Origin of the sequence: Nostoc sp. UIC 10630 (genome assembly GCF_010747425.1) — a bacterium.
Lineage (GTDB): Bacteria > Cyanobacteriota > Cyanobacteriia > Cyanobacteriales > Nostocaceae > Nostoc.
Window position 1 is genome coordinate 35050 of sequence record NZ_JAAGOG010000025.1, and the last position, 26174, is coordinate 61223.

At 41.7% G+C, this 26174-nt stretch carries 28 protein-coding genes; 10 read left to right on the plus strand and 18 right to left on the minus strand.

All coding sequences use genetic code 11. The features are described from left to right. Positions 1-123 precede the first annotated feature (123 nt). Together G1O98_RS09295 and G1O98_RS09300 are read left to right on the plus strand one after the other, a co-directional pair. A complete protein-coding gene (locus G1O98_RS09295; protein WP_163928537.1) occupies positions 124-690 on the plus strand; it encodes a hypothetical protein in 567 nt (188 codons plus the stop codon). A gap of 26 nt (positions 691-716) precedes the next feature. Beyond that, entirely contained in the window at positions 717-1499 is a 783-nt protein-coding gene (locus G1O98_RS09300) for an ATP-binding cassette domain-containing protein (RefSeq protein ID WP_163928558.1), read from the plus strand. Between the two features lie 81 nt (positions 1500-1580). On the opposite strand, the gene G1O98_RS09305 is transcribed toward G1O98_RS09300, so the two are convergent. Further along, the gene (locus G1O98_RS09305; protein ID WP_012410259.1) at positions 1581-2354 is read right to left on the minus strand and encodes a response regulator transcription factor; all 774 of its coding nucleotides are present in this window, start codon (positions 2352-2354) and stop codon (positions 1581-1583) included. Between the two features lie 578 nt (positions 2355-2932). Here G1O98_RS09305 and G1O98_RS09310 point away from each other — a divergent pair. Beyond that, the gene (locus tag G1O98_RS09310) at positions 2933-3181 is read left to right on the plus strand and encodes a DUF6761 family protein (protein ID WP_012410260.1); all 249 of its coding nucleotides are present in this window, start codon (positions 2933-2935) and stop codon (positions 3179-3181) included. A 306-nt stretch (positions 3182-3487) separates the two neighbouring features. Here G1O98_RS09310 and grxD read toward each other — a convergent pair whose 3' ends face one another. The 7 genes from grxD to G1O98_RS09345 all read right to left on the minus strand — a co-directional run bounded on the left by grxD (position 3488) and on the right by G1O98_RS09345 (position 8308). Beyond that, positions 3488-3811, minus strand: a complete 324-nt coding sequence (gene grxD, locus G1O98_RS09315) for a Grx4 family monothiol glutaredoxin (protein WP_163928538.1) — start codon at positions 3809-3811, stop codon at positions 3488-3490. A gap of 85 nt (positions 3812-3896) precedes the next feature. Then, complete coding sequence (locus tag G1O98_RS09320; protein ID WP_069070136.1) at positions 3897-4154, minus strand: BolA family transcriptional regulator; 258 nt, start codon at positions 4152-4154, stop codon at positions 3897-3899. 228 nt (positions 4155-4382) lie between these two features. After that, the gene (locus G1O98_RS09325) at positions 4383-4991 is read right to left on the minus strand and encodes a hypothetical protein (protein WP_163928539.1); all 609 of its coding nucleotides are present in this window, start codon (positions 4989-4991) and stop codon (positions 4383-4385) included. A gap of 554 nt (positions 4992-5545) precedes the next feature. Continuing rightward, positions 5546-6304: a 1-acyl-sn-glycerol-3-phosphate acyltransferase gene (locus G1O98_RS09330; RefSeq protein ID WP_163928540.1), complete on the minus strand. Its 759-nt coding sequence runs from the start codon at positions 6302-6304 to the stop codon at positions 5546-5548. Positions 6305-6417: 113 nt separating this feature from the next. After that, the gene (gene tadA, locus G1O98_RS09335) at positions 6418-6903 is read right to left on the minus strand and encodes a tRNA adenosine(34) deaminase TadA (protein WP_163928541.1); all 486 of its coding nucleotides are present in this window, start codon (positions 6901-6903) and stop codon (positions 6418-6420) included. Between the two features lie 470 nt (positions 6904-7373). Continuing rightward, positions 7374-7688, minus strand: a complete 315-nt coding sequence (gene grxC / locus G1O98_RS09340; protein WP_114082796.1) for a glutaredoxin 3 — start codon at positions 7686-7688, stop codon at positions 7374-7376. Between the two features lie 47 nt (positions 7689-7735). After that, positions 7736-8308: a DUF981 domain-containing protein gene (locus G1O98_RS09345; RefSeq protein ID WP_163928542.1), complete on the minus strand. Its 573-nt coding sequence runs from the start codon at positions 8306-8308 to the stop codon at positions 7736-7738. A 353-nt stretch (positions 8309-8661) separates the two neighbouring features. Here G1O98_RS09345 and glpX point away from each other — a divergent pair, with 353 nt between their 5' ends. Both glpX and G1O98_RS09355 read left to right on the plus strand, forming a co-directional pair. After that, positions 8662-9699 (plus strand): class II fructose-bisphosphatase, encoded by a 1038-nt coding sequence (gene glpX / locus G1O98_RS09350; RefSeq protein WP_163928543.1) that lies wholly within the window; start codon positions 8662-8664, stop codon positions 9697-9699. Between the two features lie 232 nt (positions 9700-9931). After that, complete coding sequence (locus tag G1O98_RS09355) at positions 9932-11218, plus strand: glutamyl-tRNA reductase (protein ID WP_163928544.1); 1287 nt, start codon at positions 9932-9934, stop codon at positions 11216-11218. Between the two features lie 213 nt (positions 11219-11431). On the opposite strand, the gene G1O98_RS09360 is transcribed toward G1O98_RS09355, so the two are convergent. After that, the gene (locus tag G1O98_RS09360; RefSeq protein WP_163928545.1) at positions 11432-12214 is read right to left on the minus strand and encodes an ABC transporter ATP-binding protein; all 783 of its coding nucleotides are present in this window, start codon (positions 12212-12214) and stop codon (positions 11432-11434) included. Further along, positions 12204-13337 (minus strand): branched-chain amino acid ABC transporter permease, encoded by a 1134-nt coding sequence (locus tag G1O98_RS09365; protein WP_163928546.1) that lies wholly within the window; start codon positions 13335-13337, stop codon positions 12204-12206. The genes G1O98_RS09360 and G1O98_RS09365 overlap by 11 nt, the downstream gene beginning before the upstream one ends. A gap of 427 nt (positions 13338-13764) precedes the next feature. Between G1O98_RS09365 and G1O98_RS09370 the strand changes: the two genes are divergently transcribed. The 3 genes from G1O98_RS09370 (at position 13765) to G1O98_RS09380 (ending at position 15981) form a co-directional block, all read left to right on the plus strand. After that, the gene (locus tag G1O98_RS09370) at positions 13765-13962 is read left to right on the plus strand and encodes a hypothetical protein (protein WP_114082804.1); all 198 of its coding nucleotides are present in this window, start codon (positions 13765-13767) and stop codon (positions 13960-13962) included. Between the two features lie 62 nt (positions 13963-14024). After that, complete coding sequence (locus G1O98_RS09375; RefSeq protein ID WP_012410276.1) at positions 14025-14282, plus strand: hypothetical protein; 258 nt, start codon at positions 14025-14027, stop codon at positions 14280-14282. 112 nt (positions 14283-14394) lie between these two features. Then, a complete protein-coding gene (locus G1O98_RS09380; RefSeq protein WP_163928547.1) occupies positions 14395-15981 on the plus strand; it encodes a glucose-6-phosphate isomerase in 1587 nt (528 codons plus the stop codon). A gap of 262 nt (positions 15982-16243) precedes the next feature. Here the strand turns inward: G1O98_RS09380 and G1O98_RS09385 are convergent, their stop codons facing one another. The 4 genes from G1O98_RS09385 to G1O98_RS09400 all read right to left on the minus strand — a co-directional run bounded on the left by G1O98_RS09385 (position 16244) and on the right by G1O98_RS09400 (position 21360). After that, positions 16244-16906 carry a Nif11-like leader peptide family natural product precursor gene (locus tag G1O98_RS09385; RefSeq protein WP_163928548.1) on the minus strand — a complete coding sequence of 221 codons (663 nt, stop codon included), beginning with the start codon at positions 16904-16906 and terminating at the stop codon, positions 16244-16246. A gap of 365 nt (positions 16907-17271) precedes the next feature. Beyond that, positions 17272-18666 carry a DUF1802 family protein gene (locus G1O98_RS09390; protein ID WP_163928549.1) on the minus strand — a complete coding sequence of 465 codons (1395 nt, stop codon included), beginning with the start codon at positions 18664-18666 and terminating at the stop codon, positions 17272-17274. A gap of 10 nt (positions 18667-18676) precedes the next feature. Beyond that, positions 18677-20644 (minus strand): hypothetical protein, encoded by a 1968-nt coding sequence (locus G1O98_RS09395; protein ID WP_163928550.1) that lies wholly within the window; start codon positions 20642-20644, stop codon positions 18677-18679. Between the two features lie 38 nt (positions 20645-20682). Then, positions 20683-21360 (minus strand): hypothetical protein, encoded by a 678-nt coding sequence (locus G1O98_RS09400; RefSeq protein WP_163928551.1) that lies wholly within the window; start codon positions 21358-21360, stop codon positions 20683-20685. 339 nt (positions 21361-21699) lie between these two features. Between G1O98_RS09400 and G1O98_RS09405 the strand changes: the two genes are divergently transcribed. Both G1O98_RS09405 and G1O98_RS09410 read left to right on the plus strand, forming a co-directional pair. Further along, positions 21700-22188, plus strand: coding sequence for a hypothetical protein (locus tag G1O98_RS09405; RefSeq protein ID WP_163928552.1), 489 nt, complete (start codon positions 21700-21702; stop codon positions 22186-22188). A gap of 93 nt (positions 22189-22281) precedes the next feature. After that, positions 22282-22614, plus strand: a complete 333-nt coding sequence (locus tag G1O98_RS09410) for a translation initiation factor (RefSeq protein WP_163928553.1) — start codon at positions 22282-22284, stop codon at positions 22612-22614. A 610-nt stretch (positions 22615-23224) separates the two neighbouring features. Here the strand turns inward: G1O98_RS09410 and mdh are convergent. From mdh to G1O98_RS09430, 4 genes are all read right to left on the minus strand, one after another. Then, positions 23225-24208: a malate dehydrogenase gene (gene mdh / locus G1O98_RS09415; protein ID WP_163928554.1), complete on the minus strand. Its 984-nt coding sequence runs from the start codon at positions 24206-24208 to the stop codon at positions 23225-23227. 88 nt (positions 24209-24296) lie between these two features. Then, a complete protein-coding gene (locus G1O98_RS09420) occupies positions 24297-24512 on the minus strand; it encodes an NAD(P)H-quinone oxidoreductase subunit O (protein ID WP_114082812.1) in 216 nt (71 codons plus the stop codon). Between the two features lie 101 nt (positions 24513-24613). Beyond that, complete coding sequence (locus G1O98_RS09425) at positions 24614-25474, minus strand: DNA-formamidopyrimidine glycosylase (protein ID WP_163928555.1); 861 nt, start codon at positions 25472-25474, stop codon at positions 24614-24616. Positions 25475-25725: 251 nt separating this feature from the next. Next, entirely contained in the window at positions 25726-25941 is a 216-nt protein-coding gene (locus G1O98_RS09430; protein WP_012410286.1) for a photosystem I reaction center subunit IV, read from the minus strand. Between the last annotated feature and the right edge of the window lie 233 nt (positions 25942-26174).

The window sequence follows — 26174 nt, forward strand, 5'->3', positions numbered from 1 at the left end:
CGAATTACGTTAGCGTAGCGGGGCGTAGCCCATTACGAATTGTTAAAGTGGCATACCCTATTTCAACAGTCCAGCTAAGACATAGACCTACCCTACAATGAAGAAAAGCATTGTAATTAAGCCGTGACAGCAAACTCAGCCAATATCTCAGTTTCTATTTTTCGTCTGTCTCCTTTAATTCGGATAACGCTGCTGAGTCTATACATAGCACTCACAGTCCCATTACCCTTTTTATCCCAGGTAACAGCCGCACCCGTACCCCCAGAATTTTTGTGGATAGGGATTAGCATCGGTTTAGTTGCCTTGTACGCGATATTGACTGAACAAGTAATGGTAGATGACCAGGGAATTAAGGTTACTTACCCCGCCTGGGTGCCTCGATTTTTCCGTAAAGGCTGGTTTTTACCTTGGTCAGAGGTGAAAGAGTTAAAACCCCGCACCACTGGTCAAGGAGGACTAGTTTATTACTTCCTCAGCCAGGATGGGAAAGCTTATTTACTACCAATGCGTGTAGCTGGATTTGCCCGTTTTGTGCAAATTGTCCAAGCAAAGACGGGCATTGATACTACAGATGTTCGTCCTTTAGCACAGCCCTGGATGTACCTCATTTTACTAGGATTCACACTGCTGTTACTATTAGTCGATGGCTGGGCGATCGCTACAGCCTTAACTACTGCACAATTAACTTAAAATTGGGCATTGGTTATTTCTCCCCTATCTCCTCACTTCCCTTGAATAAGGTCATACTCAGGCTAGAGCAAGTTAATCTGTTTACAAAGCTGAAAACCCAACTTCCAGGCAATCAGAAAGGGTATCCCATATTGCGAGATATTGACTTGGAAGTATTTCAGGGCGAACGTATTGCCATTGTAGGGTCAGTAGGCGCTGGTAAAACTTCATTATTACGCCTCATCAACCGCCTAATTGAACCCACCAGTGGCAAAATCTATCTAGAAAATCAAGAATATCGCCAAATTCCTGTCATCCAGCTACGCCAGATGCTTGTACTGGTATTGCAAGAGTCAAAGCTGTTGGGGATGACAGCTGGGCAAGCTTTGGCTTATCCTTTAGTTTTGCGTAGTTTGCCCAAACAGACAATTCAGCAACAAGTCAGTTATTGGACAGAACAACTGCACATTCCCAATGAATGGTTAGGGCGAACTGAGGTACAACTTTCTGCTGGACAACGACAACTAGTAGCGATCGCTCGTGCCTTACTCATCCAGCCTAAAATATTATTATTAGACGAGCCAACCTCTTCCCTTGATGCTGGTACAGCTTCTCATCTAATGCAAGTCTTAAACCAGTTGAGTCAAACTCATCAAACCACGATTCTGATGGTAAATCACCAACTGGAACTTGCCCAAATGTTTTGTAATCGATTATTACACCTAGAACAAGGTCGTTTATCCGCAAATCAAACAGTCTCTGAGATAGACTGGCTTGAATTACGAGAAAGCTTAATTCAAGCAGAAGCTCAGGACGATTTTGGATTTTAGATTTTGGATTGGTTAGGAGACAGGAGTTAAGAGTCGTTATCTTACTTTCTCAATTCCCAATTCCCAATGCCCAATTCCCCATCACACTTGACTACTAGTAAGTGTTGAACGTTGATTATTAAATCTTTCTCTAGCTAACTTTGTTGTTTGTGATTGTGAAATATTGGTATTCAAAATTTCCATGTTAAAACGGTATCCTACATTGCGGATAGTTTGAATCAAGTTTGGTTGGCGAGGATCAAGTTCAACCTTTTTCCGCAGTGATAAAACGTGAGTATCAATGGTACGAGGGTTATCGATAGCGTCGGGCCAAGCACGGCGCAGCAATTCCGACCTACTCAGAGGTACTCCTCCAGCTTGTGCCAAAACGTACAACAAACTGAATTCTTGGGGCGTTAAATCGATAAACTCCCCCTGGAAGCGGACACGGCGCTGAACTAAATCGATTTGCAAAGTGCCATAATCCAAATAAGCTGGCGCAGTAGGTGTGCGTTTCCGGCGAATCAGTGCCTCTACCCGTGCCAAAAACTCTTGCATCCCAAAAGGTTTGCTCAGATAATCATCTGCACCCGCTTTTAAACCTGCGACGATATCACCTTCACTGTTACGGGCAGATAGCATTAGGATTAGAGGCTGCTGCTGACGATGCAACCAACGACAAAACTCAATGCCATCACCATCAGGCAGGTCTGCATCCAATACTACCAGTGTTGGTTGATGGCTTAAAAATACTTCCCTTGCTTGATAAATACTGGCAGCTTGATGCACACGGTATTCCAGCTGTTGCAAGTGCCAACCCAACAACGACCTCAGATGGGGATTCCCCTCAATGATTTCTATACAAACCGAACCCACGGCGGCAAGACCCCTTAGCGTCTGATGACTTTCAAAGTAACAAGCCCATCTCTAAGGTTTTGTAGCCTTTGTTACTTCAACTGCTATTAGCTTTACATTTCCTCATAAAAAACGTGGCAATATCTTTAATTTATGCCTTGCAGATAGGGGATTAGAAATATTATTAAATTTTTATTAAATTTCTCAGCAGTGTTGTTAGACGTATCAAAAATTCTTGTAGCTTAACATTCTGCTTTTAATGGGTGTAATGTGGGAATATCTATAACCAATCAGCTAAACGTTAATACAACAGCTTTTCAACCTGATGGTAAAAGTAGATTTCTCCGCGAAATTACTGTCCTCATCCAGGAATATAACACCAATACAATTGGCCCATTGAATATGAAAATCAGACAAATAACTGAGCAGATAACTAGAATCGATGTTTTCTGGAATAGGATTAAAGTAGCTTGTAGCTGCTAGGGGTAGTACCCAAAGTAGATGTGTTGACTTTGAATTAATGCCAAAGTGAAATTACACTTCACATTTGAGCGTGAATCATTTACAATTCTCATTCCAAAGAGATTAATACAGCAGTTATGCTCCAAGACACACAAACCATCCGCTATTACCAAAGACTCACCGACGCCTTCGTCGAGTTATGGAATCGCGGTTATCGCACGGATGATATGCGGATGTATTTGGATGGATATCTAGCCGCACTGCGACATAGCAACGTTATTGAACCTTATCTGATTCATCGTCTAGAAGAGGAAGCCAGCCGCTACTTGTACGATGGGTCAAACTTTGCAGTGCCGCAACCACAGCCACAACCAGATTACTACTAAGTACCATTTAGTTGGTCATTAATAGTAACCGTTAATTACCGCAGATGACTATAGCATATTATCTGTATTGGTCAACGGGTTGCCGTGGTGTGAGATTTTGGAGATATTGTATTGATTAAACGCATCCCCTCAGCCCTATATTGGTCTTGCCAATACGACTGAGGGGATTGTTGACTAAAACCTATTAAAAAACCTTGAAAGGGGAGATAAATAGTGTCTCTCCTTTCAAGGACATTAAAAATAGCATATAGCCTAGATAAAGAAGCGCAAATTGAGCGTATTCCCTCTAGTTTGCTTAGAGAAACATTAGGAAGCTAGTGCTACTTCTACCTTTTGCTGCAATTCACCTTTTTGGTAAAGTTCAATCAAGATATCAGAACCGCCAACAAATTCACCATTGATATACACTTGGGGAATTGTTGGCCAGTTAGAGTATTCTTTAATTCCTTGACGGATTTCAGAGTCTGAGAGAACATCAACTGTCTCGAAAGGAACTCCCAAGGTATTGAGAATCTGCACAACGTTGTTGGAGAAACCACATTGGGGCATTAACTTGTTTCCCTTCATAAAAACTAGAATTTTGTTCTGTTCTAACAAGTTATCAATTTTCTCTTTGAGTTCTGGTGTCATGGTATTTATGTTTCCTATGTTGCATTCAACGATGATGACTGAGGAGTTAAAAATTTTATAACTCCTAACTCCTATACTCCTAACTTTAGGAACTTGCTGTTGCTTGCCAAGCTTCGGGAGTGTATGTTTTTACCGCCAAGGCATGAATCGCTTCAGTTGACATAGCTTGACCCAACGCACCATAAACTAACTGGTGCTGTTGCACTAGTCCTTTACCTGCAAAGTGCGATGAAACTACTGTCACTTGATAGTGGTCGCCGCCACCAGTCAAGTCTTGCACCTGAACCTGTGCGTCTGGCAGTTCCGCCTTGATCATTGCCTCAACCTGCTGCGGACTAATCATCGCAATTCCTGAAAAAACTTACTTTTCTATTATTAACAGATATGGAGTAAATGCCCGTGCCAACTTCAGGTTTTGGCAAGGCTGTAGATAAACCCACCTCTGAGGTGTATTTTTGAGAACGCTCAGGTTTTGGCTACGGCAGATAGCTCTATCCTAGCACTGCGGCGTTCCCAAGCGACTGGTTAGGGAGATAAGGGAGATGGGAAAAAGAGGCAACAAAAATTTAATTTATTTTTTTGGGGATGAGGAAGATGAAGTACCACCTTCTCTGGGATAGGGAGAGTCAACAAAACCCAACTCAAACAACTGTTTATAGGCTTTCTTGCCTAAATCTCGTGTCGGGTTTTGACTCTTAATTATTTGAACCAACAACGGCACAGCTAATTCTGGTTGATTTTGGGCGCGATGTACCAATGCTAGCTGAAAGGTGGCTTCATCCCGCTTTTGGGCTGTTAATAGAGCTTTTTGACGTTGAGAATCAGAAACTCTGTTGTCAATTCCCGAAAAGCTAGAGTTTAACTCTTGATAAAAATTAGATAGCTGATTATAAACCTGACGTGCTTCTTGTAGCTTTTTAGCAGCTAAGGTGTAGTTTTGAGCAGAAACAGCTTGTTCTGCATCTTTTACTAAGCGATTGCCACCTTCAATGCTCAAAAGGCTGTTACTTTGGGTTATGGGGCGCAGATTATTAGGATCGTTGGGGTCAATGGGTTGTGGTTGGCTGGTAGTGCCTGGTGACTGTGATACCTGAGCATTCACAGGTGATAGCAGGCTGAGGACTGCTATGACTGATAAAAGGGTACGGTGCATCAAGGTAACAGCGGCAGCAGTGTTCATGGGATCAATTAGTGCGACAACTATATAAAAAGTTATGGAAACTTCGGGTATCTTAACTCTGTTTTGGTTTTGGACAAAGCAAAGTTACATCCTAAGTATCTCTGATTTAGGACTGAAAATCGCTTTAATAGAGTTCCCATTGCCCTTGTATAGTAACTAACTTAAATCTTCGTGATGAGCGATACTACGGTGGGCTGGGTTAACACGTTAATTACTCTGATTTTCCAATCATCGGTTTACTCGCAACCACCTTGTAACTATCTAACTGAAAGTAGCAAAAATGTTTCTTCTAAAGCGATTCAGTAGTTTGCAGACAATTATTAGCTATTTACTCAAAAAAATGCCAATTTGGCTAAATATCCTGTCAATAGGGAGTAATCTATATATGTATACATCCTCAAAGCTTGCAAAATAGCACTAAATCTTTAGTGACTTAATTCAGGATGGATATAGCTAGTTAGCAATTAGTGTCAAATATTGAAAACGTGCAGTTTCTTAATCATGCACGGTCAGTGGTTAAGAGGCAGTATTGGAACTTTTGCCTTTTGACAAGATCAAGAGTTAGTAATTTCTGCAAATGCGTGATTAGTAATTTTTGTTTCTTGATGACTTAATTGTTGCAGTGCCTTTCCTAAATCAGTTGTGATGCTTTTGGCATCGTGTTTTATACAACCACTCATGTAATCCGCTACTCTGATTGGGGAGCCAATGTCAATACTGACATCTGTACTCCAATTTGGGTAAGGTTGGCTGTAATTAATACCTATGGGTATAATTTTCACTCCCAGTCCAGAATGACTAGATTCAGCACTCAAAGCAAGACGAGCAATTCCCGGCTTCAATTGGTGAACTTGGCCATCACGAAAAATATTACCTTCTGGAAAAATTACCAGGGTTTTTTTCTGTTGAAGTAGCTCAACTCCATGTCGCAGTGTGCGGATTGACGGATGCTTAGAATTTACAGGAAACCCCCCCAAACGTTTGACAAACCAGCCTTGTAAACCTTGGCATTCGTCAATTGTCACCATAAACCGCAGGTCTTGTTCTCTGCGACAATCAGCAGTCGCGTAGGGTACAAGTAATGCATCCCAACGTGCCCGATGAGTAGGCGCGAGGATAATAGGCCCAGTTGTAGGGATATTTTTTTGTCCGGTTATTCTAATTTGTCCAAAGAATAATGGTAATAGGCAGTGACGACCTAATAAATATGCCAGAGGACTTAACCAAGGAGAAACCCTTGAGGTAGTACCAGCTACCTGATGATTTGCTGGTGGGCGCTGGCAGGGATCGGATGAAGAGTAAAATTCCATCATGACGGATGCAGCTGATTGACGGGTAAAAATTTAACGAAAAGCCTGATTAGTTACACCGTAGATTCTCTTGCGTGACTTGTGTCGTACTAGATGGACAGTTTTACCTCTGTCCGTTAGTTTACCTTACGCCGCCTAGTAGCAAACCAAGCCTGTAATTGTTGACGACAAGCTGACTCTAGAATGCCTCCAATGACTTGGAGACGGTGATTAGAAGCAGCACTATCGGGTATGTTAATAACTGTACGTATTGCGCCAGTTTTTGTATCGTCTACTCCATATACAAGTTGTCCGACACGCGCTTGCAAAATAGCACCTGCACACATCGGACACGGTTCAAGAGTTACGTAGAGGGTACATTCATTAAGATGCCAATTCTGTAAAGTTGTTGCAGCTGTCTTGAGAGCGAGAATTTCCGCATGGGCGGTAGGGTCTTTGTCGCGTTCTTTTCTGTTTTCTCCTTGTGCCAGCAATTTGCCTGTTGAATCAATGATAACAGCACCTACGGGAACCTCACCTGCATCACCTGCTGCTTTTGCTAATTCTAAGGCACAATTCATCCATTGTTGATGTATAAGATATTGTGTGTATTTAGTTAGCATATTCTTATCAATATAAAAATTTTAAAATTATGCTCGCCTTTGGACGGGCAAGATAATCTAACAAGAAATGGGCGGTTAGAAACCGCGTCTACACAAACAAAACCCACCTCCGTGGGTTAGTTAAAAAGCCTTAATTTCCCGTTAGTCCGAGGAGGCGGTCTACCCTGTGGATTCGCCAATGCAGGGTGGTTTCATACGAAAAAAGAAAAATATATAAGTTTTTATTTCTTGTTTTGTGGCATGGCTTTTTACCCCTCTCCAAACCTCTCTCCGAAAGGTCGATAGGCTTTGAAACCCGGTTTTAGTTTTTCTCTGGTTGTATGAAACCACCCTACCCTGTGGATTGGCCAATGGGTACGTTTGTATAGCCGCGTTCGCGTAGCGTGCCGGAGGCTCTATTCCATTTGCTTTGGCTTAAGTTGATACCAATGCATAACTGTGTGCCCCTAGGGTTGGGGCTAATTTGATTTCTAAATAGCGACTTGGGCTAAAAGGGGATCGAGTTGGCTTTGTGTGTCTAGCTGATAGAGGTCATCGCAGCCACCAATGTGCTGGTTATTAATAAAAATTTGCGGTACGGTACGTCGACCGTTAGCGCGTTCTGCCATTTTAGCTCTGGCTGCTTCGTCACCGTCGATTTTATATTCAGTAAAATTTACACCTTTCCACCACAGCAGTATCTTGGCACGAATACAGTAAGGGCAAGTTTGCCAGGTGTAAAGCTCTACGTTGGCTTTAACTCGCTCTGGATGGCGATTTAATAAGGGATTAAGAAAGTCCAGCATATTGTCTTAAGCAAGATTTTAACTATGTCTCTAGCCTAGATCATTGCTTACCGCATCGGCGCTGGAATCCACTTTTGAAAACCCTCTAAATGATTCCAGTAAGCCAAATATCCAGTCAATGCCCAAATTAGAGCGGCTACTATTAGCACTGCTACGCCAATTAGCCGCCAGGTTCGGTTGGTTTTCCAGTAGAGGGTTGGTGCTGCAAAAATACCACCTAAGCCAGTTAAAATAAAGCCGATTCCCGATAAAAGCGGTTGCTTAGTCAAATTCATGTTGATGATGCGGAAACCCACTACGATCGCAACTAGACCAGCAAAAAAGCCGTAAATTGCTATTGTCGATAAATCCCAACCTTGAGCAAGAGAAACCGCAGCCGCAACAAACAAGATTCCAAATAAGACACTTGTTTCACCGAAAGCAATATTAAAGCTACCAATAACGGGCCAAGTGAAACTCATGTGTAAACCAGTTGTGAGTGCGATCGCGCCTGTAATCCCGAAACCGGGAATCCACTGCCTTTGATTAGAGCTATCTATACCACGATATACATAGTCAGCCAGTAGAAATAACCCAGCTACCATATTGATTAACATTAAAGTGATGTAGTCGATAAACACGATTAACCTCTTAATTTGACAAGATATTTACTCTGTGCATCGTTTTTCAGTTTTTAGTGAATCGACTAGCTTTCTTCTTTGTTATTTTATACCTCAAGATAGACCTGAATAAAAGCAACATTATGGATCTACACTGCTAAATATTTGTACCAGTTCTTAACTTAGTAACTTTTAAACAGGTTTTATACTGGAGTTGTAGGAGTGAAAAATTAGGATGTCTTAACTGGCACTTTTCTAACGAGTTAGCAGTAAAACTTAACTTTCTTCCACGTGTATCCGCCCTTTGGTAGACTTGAAAACTGAAATAGGCAGATAAAACGACGCAAATTCAAGCAGCTGAGAGGGCAAACTCTGTGGAAAATACACTTGGTTTAGAGATTATTGAAGTAGTAGAGCAAGCCGCGATCGCATCTGCAAAGTGGATGGGCAAAGGCGAAAAAAACATCGCTGACCAGGTAGCTGTGGAAGCTATGCGGGAGCGGATGAATAAAATCCACATGCGCGGTCGCATTGTGATTGGGGAAGGCGAACGTGACGACGCGCCTATGCTATACATCGGGGAAGAAGTTGGTATCTGTACCCAACCAAATGCCGAAAGTGTCTGTAACCCTGATGAATTAATTGAAATTGATATCGCTGTTGACCCCTGTGAAGGTACCAACTTGGTAGCTTATGGACAACCTGGTTCGATGGCTGTCTTGGCAATTTCTGAAAAGGGTGGATTATTTGCTGCTCCTGACTTTTACATGAAGAAGTTAGCAGCACCCCCCGCAGCTAAGGGCAAGGTAGACATCAACAAGTCAGCAACAGAAAACCTCAAGATTCTTTCTGAGTGTCTAGATCGGAGTATTGAAGAACTTGTGATCGTAGTCATGAAGCGCGAACGCCACAACGATTTAATTAAGGAAATCCGTGAGGCTGGAGCGAGAGTCGCCCTAATTTCAGACGGTGATGTGGGTGCAGCGATTAGCTGCGGTTTTGCTGGAACCAATATCCACGCTCTGATGGGTATTGGTGCGGCTCCTGAAGGCGTAATCTCAGCAGCAGCAATGCGTGCTTTGGGTGGACACTTCCAAGGTCAACTGATCTACGATCCAGCTGTAGTCAAAACAGGTCTGATTGGAGAAAGCAGAGAAGCCAACATCGAGCGCTTAAAGTCTATGAATATTAATGACCCCGATAAGGTCTATGATGCTCATGAACTGGCATCTGGTAAAACTATTCTGTTCGCAGCTAGCGGCATTACCAGTGGTAATCTCATGCAAGGTGTACGTTTCTTCAAAGACGGTGCAAGAACTCAAAGCTTGGTAATTTCTAACCAATCCAAAACTGCTCGATTTGTTGATACAATTCACTTGTTTGGTGAACCAAAAGTTCTCCAATTGAACTAATTTTTAGGGAATGGGGAATGGTAAAAGTAGAGTTAAAGTATTTGGAAAGAAATGTTTCTATAAAACGGAAAAATCATCACCAAAATGCTTTACCTTTACAGTAGTTAGTAGTTAGTAGTTAGTGATTAATGGTTGGTTGGAAAACTATCAACCAATAAACAAAAGTTCCCCATTCCCTATTCTTACTTAATACCAGATTGCCAACTACCAACTAGTAACTACAATTTAGCAAATGAATATAGCAGTGGTGGGGTTAAGCCATAAAACAGCCCCAGTAGAAGTCCGGGAAAAACTGAGCATTCCAGAACCACAAATTGAAAGTGCGATCGCTCAACTGGCCAGCTATCCCCATATTGACGAAGTTGCAATTCTTAGCACTTGTAACCGCCTGGAAATTTACATTGTCACCAGTGAAGCAGACCAAGGTATCCGGGAAGTAACGCAGTTTCTTGCAGAATACAGTAAATTACCCGTGCTTTCTCTGCGACAACACTTGTTTATGTTGCTACATGATGATGCAGTAATGCATGTCATGCGGGTAGCAGGTGGTTTAGATAGTCTGGTACTTGGAGAAGGTCAAATTCTGGCTCAGGTGAAGACTACTCACAAACTGGGACAGCAATATAGTGGTATAAAAACCATTTTGAATCGATTATTTAAACAAGCGTTGACAGCCGGTAAGCGGGTTCGTACTGAAACTAGTATTGGTACTGGCGCTGTCTCTATCAGTTCGGCAGCTGTGGAGTTAGCACAAATTAAAGTAGCAAATTTAGCTGCTTGCCGAGTGGTAATTCTGGGTGCTGGTAAAATGTCGCGGCTGCTGGTGCAACACCTAATTTCTAAAGGTGCTGTGGAAATTAGTATTGTAAATCGCTCTCGCGATCGCGCCCTAGAATTAACAAAGCAGTTCCCTCAACAACCGATCAATATTCATCCACTATCGGAAATGATGGCAGTAATTGCCGATAGTGATTTGGTGTTTACAAGTACTTCTGCTACAGAGCCAATACTTGACCGTGCCAAATTGGAAATGGTTTTAGAAGTTCAGCGCTCTCTAATGTTATTTGATATTTCTGTGCCGCGTAATGTTCATGCGGATGTAAATGAACTAGAAAATGTACAGGCGTTTAATGTGGATGATTTGAAGGCAGTAGTAGCGCAAAACTACGAAAGCCGTCGGAAGATTGCACAGGAAGCAGAGAAACTTTTAGAAGAAGAAGTCGAAGCCTTTGATATTTGGTGGCGCTCTCTTGAAACTGTTACCACTATTAGCTGTCTGCGAAATAAAGTCGAAACCATCCGCGAACAAGAGTTAGAAAAAGCTTTATCAAGATTGGGTTCGGAATTCGCTGAAAAACATCAAGAGGTGATTGAGGCATTAACACGGGGAATTGTCAATAAAATTTTACATGACCCGATGGTACAGTTGCGATCGCAGCAAGATGTTGAAGCTAGACGGCGCTGTATGCAAACCCTGCAAATGCTGTTCAACCTGGATGCAGGGGAGCAGTTTAGTTAAATTTAACAACAAAATCCCCAAGTTCTTTGAGAAGTTGGGGATTTGAACTTTTCAATTAGATATAGGACTTACGCAAGAACTCTCTAAAACTCTTATTTCTCAGCGTTCTCTGTGCCTCTGCGGTTTAAAAAATTAATTTATTTAACCACAGAGGCGAAAAGAACATATAACAAATCCGTAAAGAGGAATTTATTGTCCAAAACATTTGATAAATTATTTTCCCAAATAAGCTTCTAGAACTTTGGGATTGCTTTGAATTTCTGCGGGTGTACCGTCAGCTAAATTCTGTCCTTCGGCAAGCACCCAAACACGATCGCACAAGGACATAATCACATCCATATTGTGTTCAATAATCAAAAAGGTCATTCCGTCTTGGCGATTCCAAGTGATAATGCGATCGCAAATATCATCAATCAGTTTCGGATTCACCCCAGCAGCCGGTTCATCCAACAAAATTAACTTGGGATTAGTCATTAGCGCCCGTCCCATTTCTAGCAGCTTGCGTTGTCCACCAGACAAGCAACCAGCATAATCGTGTGCTTTTTTTGCCAAACCCACTGATTCTAATAAGAACATTGCTCGCTCTTGGAGTTGCTTTTCTTCCTTAGCGACAAGGTGCGGTTGCAACTGTACCTGCCAAAAATTTTCACCCGTTTGTTTTTGCGCTGCCAGCAGCATATTTTCTAACACCGACAACCGCGAGAGAGTCCGTGCAACCTGAAAGGTGCGGATTACTCCCTGTTGGGCGATTTGATATGGTTGCAAATTGTGAATGGGTTCGCCGTCAAAAATTACTCGTCCTTTATCGGGGCGAATGAAGTTTGAGAGTAAGTTAAATAAAGTGGTTTTACCAGCACCATTGGGGCCAATCAAGCCCGTAATGCTGCCTTTAGCAACTTCGATTTTCGCCTCATTAACTGCTTTGACACCACCAAAGCTTTTAGAAAGTCCAGTGGCTACCAAAAGAGGAAGTGGCGATGACTGGTTATTTACCAAGGGTAAGTTCCTCCTTTTTCCCTAAGATACCTTGAGGTCGCCAAATCATCAGTATCATCAAAATTAGTCCGATTACCATAATCCGAAATGCGCCCAAACGGGCTTCATCAAGGGGGACAATTCTGGGTAAGACTTCCCGCGTTAGCGCATCGTAAGCAAAGAAAATTACCGCACCTAAGATTGTGCCAACATTATTCCCAGAACCGCCTAAGATCACCATGATCCAAGTGTCAAAGGTAATCTGTGGTTGAAAATTATCAGGGTAAATGGCGCTGAGTTGCCAAGCGAAGAAAGCACCAGCGATACCCGCGATCGCACCCCCTAACATGAGAGATTGTAATTTATACCAAAAGACATTTTTTCCCAGCGCCTTGGGAATTTCTTCATCTTCACGGATGGCTTTGAGAATTCTACCCCAAGGCGATCGCACCAAAATTTCTAAGCGCCAGTATACAAGTGCTAAAACCAACAGCAACACCAGCATCAAACCCGCTTTTGGGTTGTAATTATACAGTCCAATTACCCCAGAAATATAAATTGCTGTTGCCAAAACTGCTAATATAATTCCCACAACCAAGCGCGACAAAAATTCTTGCTTGCTAGTTGTCCTTTTACCTAAATCAGTAGTCCGAGATATTTGGGTGGTACGAATCCATTGCCATAACGTAAAAAAAGTTACGGCAGCTAGTAGAGTTAACAACCCAATCATCACTAATCTGACAAACAAATTCGGCTCTGTGGATAGGGGTATGGAATAACTTTGCACACCAAACGCCCCAGAAACCCAGGTATCACCCACAGGTAAATCCTGATTATTTACCACCAAACGAATTAATTCACCCGTACCAATGGTGACAATTCCTAAATAATCTTCCCGTAAGCGTAGAGTTGCAAAACCAATTATCAAACCCAACAAGGCGGCAACAATTGCCCCAGCCAGTGCCGATATCAATAGGGGCACGCCCTTTAAACTTAACAATACCGTTGTATACGCTCCAAGGGTCATGAAAGCAATATGACCAAAGTTAATTAACCCTGTAAAGCCCCACTGTAAATTGAGTCCCAGTCCGAATAAAGCAAAAAGTGCTGTAGAAATTGCTAAGAAAATTAGATAGTCAACCATATTAAATAGTTATTTTGGCATTGGGAATTGGAAATTGGGAATTGGGCATTGGGAATTGGGCACAAGAGGCAGAGAGGCAGGAGAAGGGAGCAGAGGGGATAAGAGGTAATTTATTATTCTCCCCCCTGCCTCTTCACCTACGGTGTACACACAAGTCTTCTAAAGTTGCACCACAAGCTTTTGATCCCCCCAACCCCCCTTTTTAAGGGGGGCAAAAAGCTCTCAAAGTCCCCCTTTTTAAGGGGGATTTAGGGGGATCTACGACGATTTTGATTTTCTAGAAAGATGTGTGTACACCGTAGGCCTCTTCACTGGGCGAATAAATTTTAGCGTAGCTTGAGCATAGTGCTACATTGCCGTTAACCTTTGCTAATTTTGTGGGAATAATATTTACTGTTGGTGTTGGGTTGTAGGTAAAAATTGGCCTATGAATTTGCTGAGGCTGAGAATGCATCACTTAATCGAGCAGTTAGGTGATGACGATTTGCAAGACATTTGGAACGTTCTGGAAGGTTTATATTATGACTTTTATATGCTCAAAGCGATACAACAAGTTAAGCGAGCGCAGCAACCGTGGGATATCTTAACCCATGAAGAAGCGGTACGACTGTTGATGTTTTTCTGATTCAGCAGCGCTTTCTTTTCTTGTGCCAGTGGCCCCTCAAGTTTTGGTTAAGGTAAAGCCTAGTGAGTCTAGAAATGCGCTATGCAAGGTCTTTTTTGCTAGACCTGAAAAATTTAGAACCTGCTGCTTACGAGCGGGTGCATGATTTTGTCTTTGTTGAGTTAGCCCAAAAGTGGCAACTGAGCGATCTAAAAGAACTACGACAGCTTGATGGTGAAGGCATTTTTCACCGTTTCACACTGGATAATTACCTGATTGGTATAGAAATCAGGGGTGAAATTGTGAAATTTCTGCGTGTCATTCCTATGCCAGATGTTTAAAGTGAAGAGTTAAGGGAACACTTAAAACTGTAAACTGTATAAGGCTAGGCAGGGATCGCTATAACCTTACACTAAACTGGTTTTTGAAAAACACTTTATTTGAGATTTCCCTATGGATGCTAGGGCACTTTGGCAACGATACCAAAACTGGTTATATTTCCACGAGGGATTGGGACTGTACTTAGACATAAGTCGAATGCGGTTCGATGATGCCTTCGTGGAATCGTTGCAGCCGAAGTTTGACAAGGCGTTTGCGGATATGGCTGAACTGGAGAAGGGTGCGATCGCAAATCCCGACGAGAACCGCATGGTTGGACACTACTGGCTGCGAAATCCTGATTTAGCGCCAACTCCAGAACTTACACAAGAAATTGTCCAAACCCTAGAACAAATCGAAGCTTTTGCGGAAAAAGTCCAAACAGGTGCTATTCATCCTCCCAGAGCAAGCCGCTTCACGGATATTATCTCCATTGGCATTGGTGGTTCCGCCCTCGGCCCCCAATTCGTCGCAGAAGCTCTCGCTCCTGATTTCCCACCTCTGAAACTTCACTTTATCGATAACAACGATCCGGCAGGTATCGATCGCGTCATCAATCATCTACGAAATAGCCTCGCCAGCACTTTGGTATTGGTGATTTCCAAATCTGGGGGAACACCAGAACCCCGCAACGGCATGATTGAGGTTAAAAAAGCTTACGCCGGACATAATTTGGAATTTGCTCAATATGCGGTAGCAATTACCAGCGTTGACAGCAATCTCGATAAACTAGCCAAAGATGAAGGTTGGCTGGCCAGATTTCCCATGTATGACTGGGTAGGAGGACGTACATCAGAAATGTCTGCTGTGGGGCTAGTACCAGCCGCATTACAGGGCATTGATGTTCGCGCCATCCTAGATGGTGCAAAAGAAATGGATGACGCTACCCGCGTCCCAGATGTGAAAAATAACCCAGCAGCCTTGCTAGCTTTATCTTGGTACTTTGCTGGCAATGGAAAGGGCGAAAAAGATATGGTTGTCTTACCTTACAAAGACAGCTTATTTTTATTCAGTCGCTATTTGCAACAGCTGGTGATGGAATCTTTGGGCAAAGAAAAGGACTTAGACGGTAACGTTGTCCATCAAGGCATCGCCGTTTATGGCAATAAAGGCTCAACAGATCAACACGCTTATGTCCAGCAGTTACGTGAGGGTGTAGCGAATTTCTTTGCTACCTTTGTTGAAGTGTTGGAAGATCGTCAGGGCCCATCCACTGAAATAGATCCGGGAGTTACATCAGGCGATTATCTTTCCGGTTTTCTCCAAGGAACCCGACAAGCGCTTTATGAAAATCACCGCGATTCAATTACAGTTACCATTCCCCAAGTTAACCCCCGAACTGTAGGGGCATTAATAGCTTTGTATGAACGTGCTGTTGGTTTATACGCTAGCTTGGTTAACGTCAACGCCTACCATCAGCCAGGGGTAGAAGCTGGCAAAAAAGCTGCTGCCTCCATTCTCGATTTGCAAACACGAGTGGTAGCAGTGCTGCAAAAAGAAAAAACTCCCATTTCTCTTGACGAACTCGCCGAGAAAGCTGGCGCATCAGACCAAGTTGAGGCAATTTACAAGATTTTGCGTCATATCCATGCCAATCAGCGAGGTGTGGTTTTGCAAGGTGATCTTCAGAAACCCGGCAGTTTAACCGTTTCTGCTAGCTGATAGCTCTAGTTTAAATATCACATTTTGTCCCTAATTGTTGTATCAGCAACAATTTTTGATTGTGAAGCATCCTAGATAAAACTTTTATCTAGGATGCTTTGCCGTATAATTTGTAACTTACAATTCCTAGTTAAGTTTTATAAGTTTAATTTAACTTTTTGAATTTTGACGCAGCTATATCAAGAGGCTTAGATACTCGACTTTTTATAAAAATCGAGCATATTTTTGTTCCTAACTCCTGCACAGATTACTATATACATCATTACGAATTAATACTTACCAAAAGGCGTTGATTAAGATAGCTTTTGGGTAGAAAACAGCGATCGAGTAAAAAAGGATTATTGGCATCTCCAAATAATATATTACCCGGCTTCTCTCGATGACAGAATGGTGGCACAATTCCCCAGTCTTCTGCTAGCCAAATCCAGTACCCTATGTCAATTCTGCCGTAGTTTGAACCTGTGAGAATCTCCCCAACACTGTTGTTGATAGATACTATTTCTGGCGATGATTTGATTTCAATTAACAGCCAAGCTAATTCTTCTACAGAAAAGGAATAGCCATTATCAGCAGCTATGTTGACGAACTGCTGCGGATTTTTCGCAATGAGCAATTCTTCTTTGAGAGATGGCGTTTTTTGTGCAAAATCAAAAAGATCCCAAATCTGTCTTCTTGTAACTAGAAACCACGCAAGTTGTTCTGCCGTCAAATTATGACCATTATCCTTTGCTAACTTAAGAAATGGCTCAAGGCTATCGGTTTCTGCTAGTTGACTTTTCAATTGGAAAGTTTGCTCTACTAAAGACAAAAAATCAATAATCTTTTGCCATACAACTTTGTTACAAGTTTTGTTAACTTTTATTTGTTCTTTCCAATAAATGTATTTATCTTCTTTAAGAAAGAAATTCCAAATTTGATAATACATGGGTCATCTCACCTAAGTCTTAAACTTGGTACGGGTTGGTTATCAATGAACACCAGTGTAGTAAGTATAATGTGTTTCTTCGACAGTACTAAATCTCTTGTCTCATGTAAATGAAATTACACAGTGTTTAAGTATAAAATTTTTGTAAAGTTTGTAACTATAAATAAAATATACTGAGAGAACATGAAGATCGCTGTGGTGGGTTGTGCGATCGCTCTTTATTGAGACTCATAAAAATAAAGTTAAGTCAATAGATAGTATTAATTATTCATAAATGAATTAACCGCAAAACAACTTGCACTTCAGTTACTTTGAAACGAACCGCAGAGACGCAGAAAGAAGAAAAGAAATATATTTTGCTGTTTTTAGTTAATAGCTAAATCACGGAGGAAGTAAAAGTGATTGCCATTCCAATCACTACCTTTAATTCGCCCTAAATAGCCTGTTAAGGGTGAGGAAAGTTCAATCAGTAAATCGTGAACTACTTCATCATTTAGCCGGGGATTATGAGTAGCATTGTAATGAACACGAATTTCTGTAACGGTGAAACTCGGATGTGTAGCTTTTGCAGTTTCGTTGTCTTGTTCAAAAAGTTCTTTGACTGCTGTGATTATCTGCGATCGCAACTTAATTTCTCTCTCAGCTTTATCAATATATTCATCAATTCTATAGTCAATTTGCCCAGGTTCTAGATATTGCCGTAATTCGACTAAGTTAATAGCACCTGGATATTTTGCTTTGAATTCAACTAGCTTTTGTAGAGTCATTACATTTATAATACTGATTTTCGATATTTCAGCAGATTCTTTCAGATTTTTAGTGGGTTTACCTGGGCCAATAATTAACCTTACAGCTTGAAGATAATTTTCTTTTAGATGCCTTTTACCAATCCTATCTAATTCTTCTACTGCACGATCAGGAATGCTTTTACCTGCTTTACATTCGCATACAAGAGGATAAGGTTGTGAGCAAAACAAGTCTAAGCCACCTGCACCGCCTTTGTAGTCTTCTTCAACCTTGAATCCTAAAAAATTAAGACTACGGCGTGCAATGATTTCAAAATCTGTACCAGCTTGATAGTTATTTTTACCCTCATCTTGTTCGATGCTGCGATCGCCCAATTTTGTAATATCATTTATCCAAGCTAAATCTGGATTGGGTTGTTTAATGAGCTTGCCACTACTCCAACCTAAAAATACTTTGATATCGTCGTCTAATAGTTTCGCTGCTGGTTGGCTAATGCTTAGGGATGCGATCGCACTCTGCAATTCTTCCAATTCATGATGTAGCGGGGGTTCTAGCTTTTCTAATTGGCGTTTGCGTTGGGCGAAGGTGCGATCGTTTATTACTGGGTTGGCTTCAGAAACCGTTAGAGAATTAAGTAAACTAACAAATTTCCCTAGCTTTTCCTGAATGTTGGGATTGACTGATATTTCTTGTAACTGAGGTAACTGATAGACGCGTAAGTAAGCCAGGAAAAGATACTGTTGTTTTTGTAGTATCTCCTTTAATACTTTTGGTGTCCATATTGTTAATTTAGACAAAATATCTAATGGCTTAGTCTCGTCTAAAATTTGGCAAAGTTCACATTTAGCCCAAGCTTTTATTGAACCTGAAGAGTCAGCAGGATAAAGTGCAAATCTCTGCCCAGGACGAATAAACATCTTGGGTAGAGCTGCAATTGTCCGCCCCTGTATTAAGGCTTCAATATCAGGGACGGGTAAACACAGTGCTGTTGGAATGGAAAACTGCTGATTCATTTCTAGTTAGCTACAGATTTAGGTCAATGTTATCAGTAGTAGCAATAGGCTTAGGAATTGAAATAGGAAATTCATTATCAACCCAATTATCATAAGAAGGAGGGCTGATGATTTCTCGAATAAGAGGATTATTCATTGCTATTTTTCGCTGCTTAATAAAATCTAAAACCTGTTCTTGAAAATCTAAAATCTCTTTCTCCTCTTTAATTCCATAATTTTCACTGCCCCAGTAAACCCATAAAATGGCTAAAAGGGGTTGAATATCTTCACTTTCTAGAGCTACCCACTTTCCGCCTTTTCTTTTGTCTAATAGTATTCGCAAGCGATCTCTGGCAACTGTTGCCGCTTGACGAATAACGTTTGTACGAACTAAGCAACCACGAGTTAAATTAAATGTTTCGTAGTCAATTAGTCGTTTCAATGCAGCACCTACATTTGCACCATCCTGCTGAACTACATCTACTCCAATCCTTAATTTGTTCCTTTTGCCAATCATTTTGCCAATAATTTTGAAATCCATAAACCCATTATTTACTGCGGTAGGCTCTACTTCTTCAAGTGATTCAATTGTTACTCCTTCTATAGTTTCTCCAATTAAGCTATAGATGGAAAGTCGAAGGGCGTTGGAAATTGCTACTTCATCCTCTAATAGTTCATCAATAACCTGATTAACCTCTACTAATTCTTTCTGGAAATATGTTTCAACAAGAGAGACATTAACTGATTCTTTTTCATTAAAGTCAATATTGCTTTTTATTTGATTTTTCTCACTAAAGCCTTGATTTATATCAGTTGTGCAATCAATAGATTCCATTAGTAAAAAATTGTCTGCGCACCATTTTAAAATTGACCTAACAGTAGGTCTTTCTTTGCCTTGTTGCCTAAGTTTATTTTCATCAAACGGGTATAAAAAATGAGGAGGTATTTGTTGATTTTCTTGATAAAAATCTTGTAACCATCCTTTAACAAGAGAAATAATATCATCAGAATTGAGATATTTTAATTCAATTGGTTGTCTATCAGCTTCTTCACTTACTAATCTATCAATGACTGCCTCAGCTTGTGGCAAAAGCCTGATTTGCTCATTCCAAGTTTCAGGATACATAGCCGACAGAAAAACACCTCTTTTGAGATTGTTATATAGATCCTTAACTAAGCTTGCAATAACTTGTGCTGTTGTCAAGCCATTTTCTGCAACGTCTGCATTATCTAATTCATCAAAGCAAATTACTGGAATTCTATAATAGCTAGTGATATCTAGAATTTGCCGAATATTACGTAATGATTCAGTCTCTCTATCTTCTTTGTTTAGATTTGGCAAACCCATTTCTTCAGCTTCTTCCTGTGTTATTTCTAAACCAGATAGCCAGCGATTTGCATAGTTAATATGGACTGGAGAAAGCGTCCATAAAATTGCTTTAACTATGTAAGGGTTGCTAATTTCAGGCTTTATTGACAGAACTAGTTTTGTAAATTGTTCAACTAACTTCGTTGAATGTTTATTTAACCAAGTTGGATATTGACTAATATACTGTTGTGGTGTGTAGTTCCATTGCTTCGCTTCGTTAATTAAAGCAGCCGCAATTTCTTGCCACTGCATCACTTTTTGACTACCAAATGCTCTGAGGCTAGAGGCAACGCTTTGTAAAAATTCATATTTGATTTGATTTAAGTTATCATATTTACTCATGTAAATAAATAAGCTATTAGTTTCTGCCTGTAAATGATGGCGAATTCGACTAATAATATGGCTTTTACCTAGCCCTCTTTCGGCTACAATAGTTATACCTACAGTTGAACGCTGCCCTTTTTGTATTTTGTCAATTGCATCAAATACTGCATTAGAGGCATGAACATTAATTGAAGGTACATCAGGAAAACTTTTTCCCCATATTTGCTGCGGTTTAACAACAAGATGCCCTGCAAATGGGTTTTGTTTCTGAATTAGTTCGTCAATGGTAGATGTGCTATTAATCATAGTAGTGTGAGGTTTATGAGTAAAGAGTCTAAGAAAGTTTAAGGTTTCAGACGTTTTGAGTAGCAGCGTAATCCATTGAGTTCTGTAGTAATAGAATCTTCTATTTTGTCGCTTGCATTATCTTCTACAGTTCCGCCTTGTAGTTGCAAAATGTCGTTGGCTTGCATTTCCAGCAGCCAATCATTAAACTCTGTACGACTAACGCGATCGCCAATTCCTCTTCTAATGCGATAAATTGGCACTAGATTATTAAAGTTGTATTCATAGTTCAGCTTGTCGTAGGCTTCCAACGCCACAGATTTAAACTCGTCGTAAGATGCGATTCGTTCGGAAAGCTTCGCTAACGCACCTTTCCCGTTAACTGGTACATCTGCACTAACTACTGCAACATCAATCTGACTAATCCACTGCAACAACGCATTTGCCGCCCAAGTACCGACAATCGTCCCTTCAAATTTAAAATCGCCACTTCTCAAACCCTCACTCAATACCTCTAACCCCTTGGGGGATGTTAGAGAATATCCCTTTTTGGAAATTGCGATCGCACCCTGATTCTGCAATTCTTCAAATGAACCCTGATAATCTGCTACCTTCTGGCTTTTAGATACAATGCGCTTGCTAAGTTGACCCTTTTTAACTTCCTGCTGCGTTCCTCCCAAATCCCACAAAGCCAAAAGGAGACGAGTGCTAGTTTGGGGTGTATTTTTTGATGTCATATTTAATCTATTTTTTGACAAAGATCATCATAGTAGCTGTATCTTTGTAATTGATTTACCCAGAAAAAATAACCGAGGAATTGCTGAACATTTCGGCGTTTCAGCTCAATAGATTAATTAAAAATCAATAATATATTTCTTTGGGATGAATGCAATTTCTCTCAAAGGCAGGATGGAAGATTTGAGGAAACCGATCATCATAAAAGTGAAACGCTGTAGCTGTGCAAGTTACAAATTAAGTGAAATATGTTTTTTCAATCCCAGGTGAAATAACAGGATTTCCAACTTGGTTTTTGCAACAGCAAGGCTTTTAGCAAATACAGGTGATGAAGAAATCCAATGAACACAATATTTAAAGAACGTAAAATAGTTTCGCGTCTATTTGCAGTGCTACTTTCGGCATTGCTAATGGTACCCTTGCTGAGTAGCTGCGGAGGCGGTTCCCAAAAAGCTTCAGTACCACCACCTGTTGATGATACCGTTGGTAGAACAGTCAGCGATCGCACAAACCAAACCGAAGTTAAGAAAGGATTGGGTACAGGTCAAAAAGTGGCACTTTTGGCGGGGGCTGCGGCACTTTACTACATGTACAACCAGCATAAGAATGCTCCCCAAGAAGGAGCGCAGGGTAAGTACTATCTTTCCAAGAACGGGCGCGTATACTACCGCGATGCTGAACATCGCGCTCACTGGGTAACGCCACCAGCAGAAGGAATCCGAGTACCCGAATCTGAAGCACAAAAGTATCGGGAATTCCAGGGCTATAACCGGAGTGCCACAGGTCGCGATCTAACTGGTATAACTTCATCCGCAGCACCAGCAATCTAGATCGGCGAAGCGTGTGTAAATATAAAGCGGGTTTCCCGGAGGATAACGCCATCGCGCACGTCGGAAACACGAACTTAAATCAGGAGACAGATTATGGTAAATGAATTTTTCCGAAAGGCGAAAGATTTACTCTTGGGATCGAACAGCGATCAAGCTGATCAAAATGCTGAATTCCGCGATCGCGATGTACGTCCAGCCAGCGAAGATCCCTACGGCGATCCCGCAGACCCAGCATCTTACGGCAACGTTATTCCAGCCAGTCAAGACCCCTACGGCGACCCCGCAGATATATCGTCTTACGGCAACGTTCGCCCAGCTAGTGAAGACCCTTATGGCGACCCCGCAGACACAGGGGAGTTTGGTGATGTCCGCCCAGCCAGCGAAGACCCCTACGGCGACCCCGCAGATGAGGATTACCGTCGTTAACGCGAATGGCACAAACATTCTGGTGAGTTTGACAAACCTCTCCCTGCCTTGAACTTTAGTTCAAGTTTGTCCCTCTCCGACTCGGAGAGGGACTGTTTTATGTAATAAGGGAATTGCAAAAAATAAATTACCCTAAATTATTTGTAGATTTGTAGGGGCGCAAGGCCTTCATTGGTGTCAACTTAAGCTCAAACACTCAATTTACCGTAGTTTTAGATCCCCCAAGCCCCTTAAAAAGGGGGCAAAAAACTCTAGTTCCCCCCTTTTTAAGGGGGGTTAGGGGGGATCAAAAATCTAGGTGGTACATCGAAAATTTTTGAAATGCTTATCAGACTCGGCTTTCACGTTAAGTTGACACCTATGAAGGCCTTGCGCCCCTACGTAGCTTACGCGAACGCGGAGCTTCCTGTAGGGATAGGATATTTTTTAACTGGAAGTCCCTCAAATCAGGGAGAGGTTTCTTTATAGGCCAATACAATTCAGTTAAGCATTTCTTCCTTCTCTTTGCGCTCTTTGCGTCCTTGGCGGTTCGTTAAAAAATTGACTTTGACAAACAGTTTTAGCTTTAACTGAAGCGTATTGCTATATAGTCCATCGAACTCATATTGAATTACGAATTATTTTTGTTACCCAAAATTTCCTGCGATCGCTCAATATTTTGACGCACAGATTGAGCCGAAGTATGCAAACCCTCTCTTTCTTCATCGCTGAGTGTCAATTCCAATACACTCTCAATTCCACCGCATCCCAACCGACAGGGAACACCAATCACAACATCTTCTAAACCGTATTCACCTTGCAGATATGCCGCTACAGGCAACAACCGCGACTGATTTAATAAAATCGATTCTACCATCACGCTAGTAGCTGATGCCGGAGCAAAAAAAGCACCACCCGTCTGCATCAATTCCACAATTTCTGCGCCACCGTTGCGAGTTCTTTCTACCAAGCGTTCAATTGTGGCTGCATCCAGCAATTCAGTGATGGGAATGCCGTTGACGGTAGCATAACGAGACAGGGGAACCATTAAATCGCCGTGGCTACCCAATACCATCGCTTTGACATCGGCGGGCAAAACGCCCAATTCTAGGGCAATGAAGGCTTCAAAACGGGCGGAATCTAAGACACCAGCCATACCCATAATGCGATCGCGTGGTAAACCTGTAGCTTGCCAAGCTAAATAAGTCATCACATCCAATGGATTGGTGACGACAATAAAAATAGCATTGGGAGAATGAGCGATCGCATTTTTTGCCGCTTCCACCACAATCTTGGCATTAGTTTTCAGCAAATCATCCCGACTCATCCCTGGTTTGCGGGGAAGTCCTGCGGTAATGACCACAATTTGAGAACCAGATGTATCAGCATAATTATTTGTGCCGATAATCTGGCGATTATGTATTTCAATTCCCCTGGCTTCCATCAAATCCAGCGCCAAACCTTGGGGCATTCCCGCGATAATATCTAATAAAACTACATCTGCAAGGTTTTTCTCTGCAATGCGTTGAGCTAAAGTGCTACCAACTCTACCCGCACCCACGATGGTGACACGGGGTAAATTACACACAATTGGAGAGTTAGGAGAAAAAGACATAATTATTAAAGTGCGATTTTTATCAACAAGAATTCAAGAGTCAGAATTCATCCTGACTCTTGGATTCTGACTTCTGAATTCTTTTTGCTTATTTAAACTCTTCTAGTTGATCGACGCGTAACCAAACGTTTGGCGTTGGCACTTTGCCGAACTTAATCAGGGCGTAATCACCTTTAACATCTACTATTTCACCCTTGGTTTCAAACAAATAAGAAGGAAAGCGAGTATCACTGGCTTTTGCTTCCAGACTGTTTTCCAGTTTCTCGCGGATAGCGCGAACCATATCTCCCTTTTTAACCGCCATGAATTCCCCTCTCAAATTTCTAGATTGTTTTATCTGCATTTTAGGAGACTTCCGAATTAGAAGTAACAATTTCTGTAAAGACGCGATTAATCGCGTCTCTCCTAACTCCTAATTCCCCCTGGCGTTTGACATTCGGAACAAAAATGACTAGATCGCCCAGCTAGCCTAATCCGTTGAATTGGCGTATCACAAACTCGACAGGGTTCTCCAGCGCGATTATAAACCCAGGCAACACCACCATAGTTGCCGTTAGTACCTTTAACATTTAGGAAATTACTAAATGTCGTACCACCAGCTTCAATGCTGGTTTCTAAAACTTGAATTATGGCTGTTCGCAAAAGCTCAATTTGCTTTAGCTGCAAATCTATACACAAAGTTTCAGGTAAAATTCCACTCTTAAACAGGGCTTCATCGGCATAAATGTTGCCTAATCCCGCCACCACAGACTGATCGAGTAGCGCAGTTTTAATCGGACGGCGGCGGTTTTTGAGTTTGCTTGCTAGATATTCGACAGTGAATTCTGGCGAAAATGGATCTGCTGCCAGTTTTGCCAAACCAGTGATAATACTCTCTACAGCAACACCAGGCGGAACCCACCAAATTTTACCGAAGGTGCGCTGATCGACAAAACGTAATTCCTGCTGATCCCCAAAGAATAATCTAACCCGCGTGTGCTTATGTAATGGTTCATCTCGATGCAGCCATAGTAATTGACCGGTCATTCGCAGATGAACCCCTAGCCAACTGGTTGAAGAAGGGGAAGAGAGTTCGGCCAGGAGATATTTACCACGACGATGCCAAGTAGCGATCGCATTTTTTTCAATTCCATCAACAAACTCACCAACAGAAAACGGGTAGGCGATGGTGCGATTGAGCAACACATCTCCACCCGTAATTTCTTGCTTAAGGGTCAATTGATTTAGACCCTTTCGGACTGTTTCAACTTCAGGCAGTTCAGGCATTTAAGCTGATTAAGCAGACAATTTTGATGTACTTGGGGGTTCAAATAAATAAGAGATGGGATACTAACTTACACATCCGTAGATGGCTCGTATTATTACCCAAAAGAAACCGTGAATACCCGCAGGGCGGCTCTCATAGATTAGGGTAGGCTAGGGTGAAGAATGAATGAACTGAAATTTTCAGATTTCATACTTCAGACTTAAGACTACCCTTCATCATCGCATCAAACAACCCCCTTGTAGCTTTGCTGCTATTTTTTAGCTGGTTTAGCCTTTGGTGCTTCAACCTCGACTAATTCATCTTGGGCAAAGTTGTTGGTATTGATACCAGAGTAATTGACCTTTTCAAAGCGGACAATTACAGGGTATTTGATGCCGCTTTGGTCAATGGAAGCCACAGTTCCTAGATCCTGAAACCAGTAGGATTCAGGGCGGAGAATACGTACTTTAGAACCACGTTGAACCATGATTATTTTCCCTTTTAGTTATCAATCGCCAATCTAGAGGGCTAATTGATTTCACTCTACAACCTCAAGGTCGCAGCAAGAGTCTTTGTTAAGTTATTTGTCTGAATTGGGCATTGGGCATTGGGAATTGGGCACAAGAGGTAGAGGGGCAGGGAGAAGGGAGCAGAGGGGATAAGAGGTAATTTATTATTCTCCCCCCTTCTCCCTGCCCCTCTACCTCTTGTGCCCAATTC

Excerpts from the sequence above, each read along its gene's own strand:
- G1O98_RS09310 (WP_012410260.1), top strand. The coding sequence starts at position 2,933 with ATGCTCCAAGACACACAAACCATCCGCTATTACCAAAGACTCACCGAC.
- grxD (WP_163928538.1), bottom strand. The coding sequence starts at position 3,811 with ATGACACCAGAACTCAAAGAGAAAATTGATAACTTGTTAGAACAGAAC.
- G1O98_RS09320 (WP_069070136.1), bottom strand. The coding sequence starts at position 4,154 with ATGATTAGTCCGCAGCAGGTTGAGGCAATGATCAAGGCGGAACTGCCA.
- G1O98_RS09325 (WP_163928539.1), bottom strand. The coding sequence starts at position 4,991 with ATGAACACTGCTGCCGCTGTTACCTTGATGCACCGTACCCTTTTATCA.
- G1O98_RS09330 (WP_163928540.1), bottom strand. The coding sequence starts at position 6,304 with ATGATGGAATTTTACTCTTCATCCGATCCCTGCCAGCGCCCACCAGCA.
- tadA (WP_163928541.1), bottom strand. The coding sequence starts at position 6,903 with ATGCTAACTAAATACACACAATATCTTATACATCAACAATGGATGAAT.
- grxC (WP_114082796.1), bottom strand. The coding sequence starts at position 7,688 with ATGCTGGACTTTCTTAATCCCTTATTAAATCGCCATCCAGAGCGAGTT.
- G1O98_RS09355 (WP_163928544.1), top strand. The coding sequence starts at position 9,932 with ATGAATATAGCAGTGGTGGGGTTAAGCCATAAAACAGCCCCAGTAGAA.
- G1O98_RS09365 (WP_163928546.1), bottom strand. The coding sequence starts at position 13,337 with ATGGTTGACTATCTAATTTTCTTAGCAATTTCTACAGCACTTTTTGCT.
- G1O98_RS09370 (WP_114082804.1), top strand. The coding sequence starts at position 13,765 with ATGAATTTGCTGAGGCTGAGAATGCATCACTTAATCGAGCAGTTAGGT.
- G1O98_RS09380 (WP_163928547.1), top strand. The coding sequence starts at position 14,395 with ATGGATGCTAGGGCACTTTGGCAACGATACCAAAACTGGTTATATTTC.
- G1O98_RS09385 (WP_163928548.1), bottom strand. The coding sequence starts at position 16,906 with ATGTATTATCAAATTTGGAATTTCTTTCTTAAAGAAGATAAATACATT.
- G1O98_RS09390 (WP_163928549.1), bottom strand. The coding sequence starts at position 18,666 with ATGAATCAGCAGTTTTCCATTCCAACAGCACTGTGTTTACCCGTCCCT.
- G1O98_RS09395 (WP_163928550.1), bottom strand. The coding sequence starts at position 20,644 with ATGATTAATAGCACATCTACCATTGACGAACTAATTCAGAAACAAAAC.
- G1O98_RS09400 (WP_163928551.1), bottom strand. The coding sequence starts at position 21,360 with ATGACATCAAAAAATACACCCCAAACTAGCACTCGTCTCCTTTTGGCT.
- G1O98_RS09405 (WP_163928552.1), top strand. The coding sequence starts at position 21,700 with ATGAACACAATATTTAAAGAACGTAAAATAGTTTCGCGTCTATTTGCA.
- G1O98_RS09410 (WP_163928553.1), top strand. The coding sequence starts at position 22,282 with ATGGTAAATGAATTTTTCCGAAAGGCGAAAGATTTACTCTTGGGATCG.
- mdh (WP_163928554.1), bottom strand. The coding sequence starts at position 24,208 with ATGTCTTTTTCTCCTAACTCTCCAATTGTGTGTAATTTACCCCGTGTC.
- G1O98_RS09420 (WP_114082812.1), bottom strand. The coding sequence starts at position 24,512 with ATGGCGGTTAAAAAGGGAGATATGGTTCGCGCTATCCGCGAGAAACTG.
- G1O98_RS09425 (WP_163928555.1), bottom strand. The coding sequence starts at position 25,474 with ATGCCTGAACTGCCTGAAGTTGAAACAGTCCGAAAGGGTCTAAATCAA.
- G1O98_RS09430 (WP_012410286.1), bottom strand. The coding sequence starts at position 25,941 with ATGGTTCAACGTGGTTCTAAAGTACGTATTCTCCGCCCTGAATCCTAC.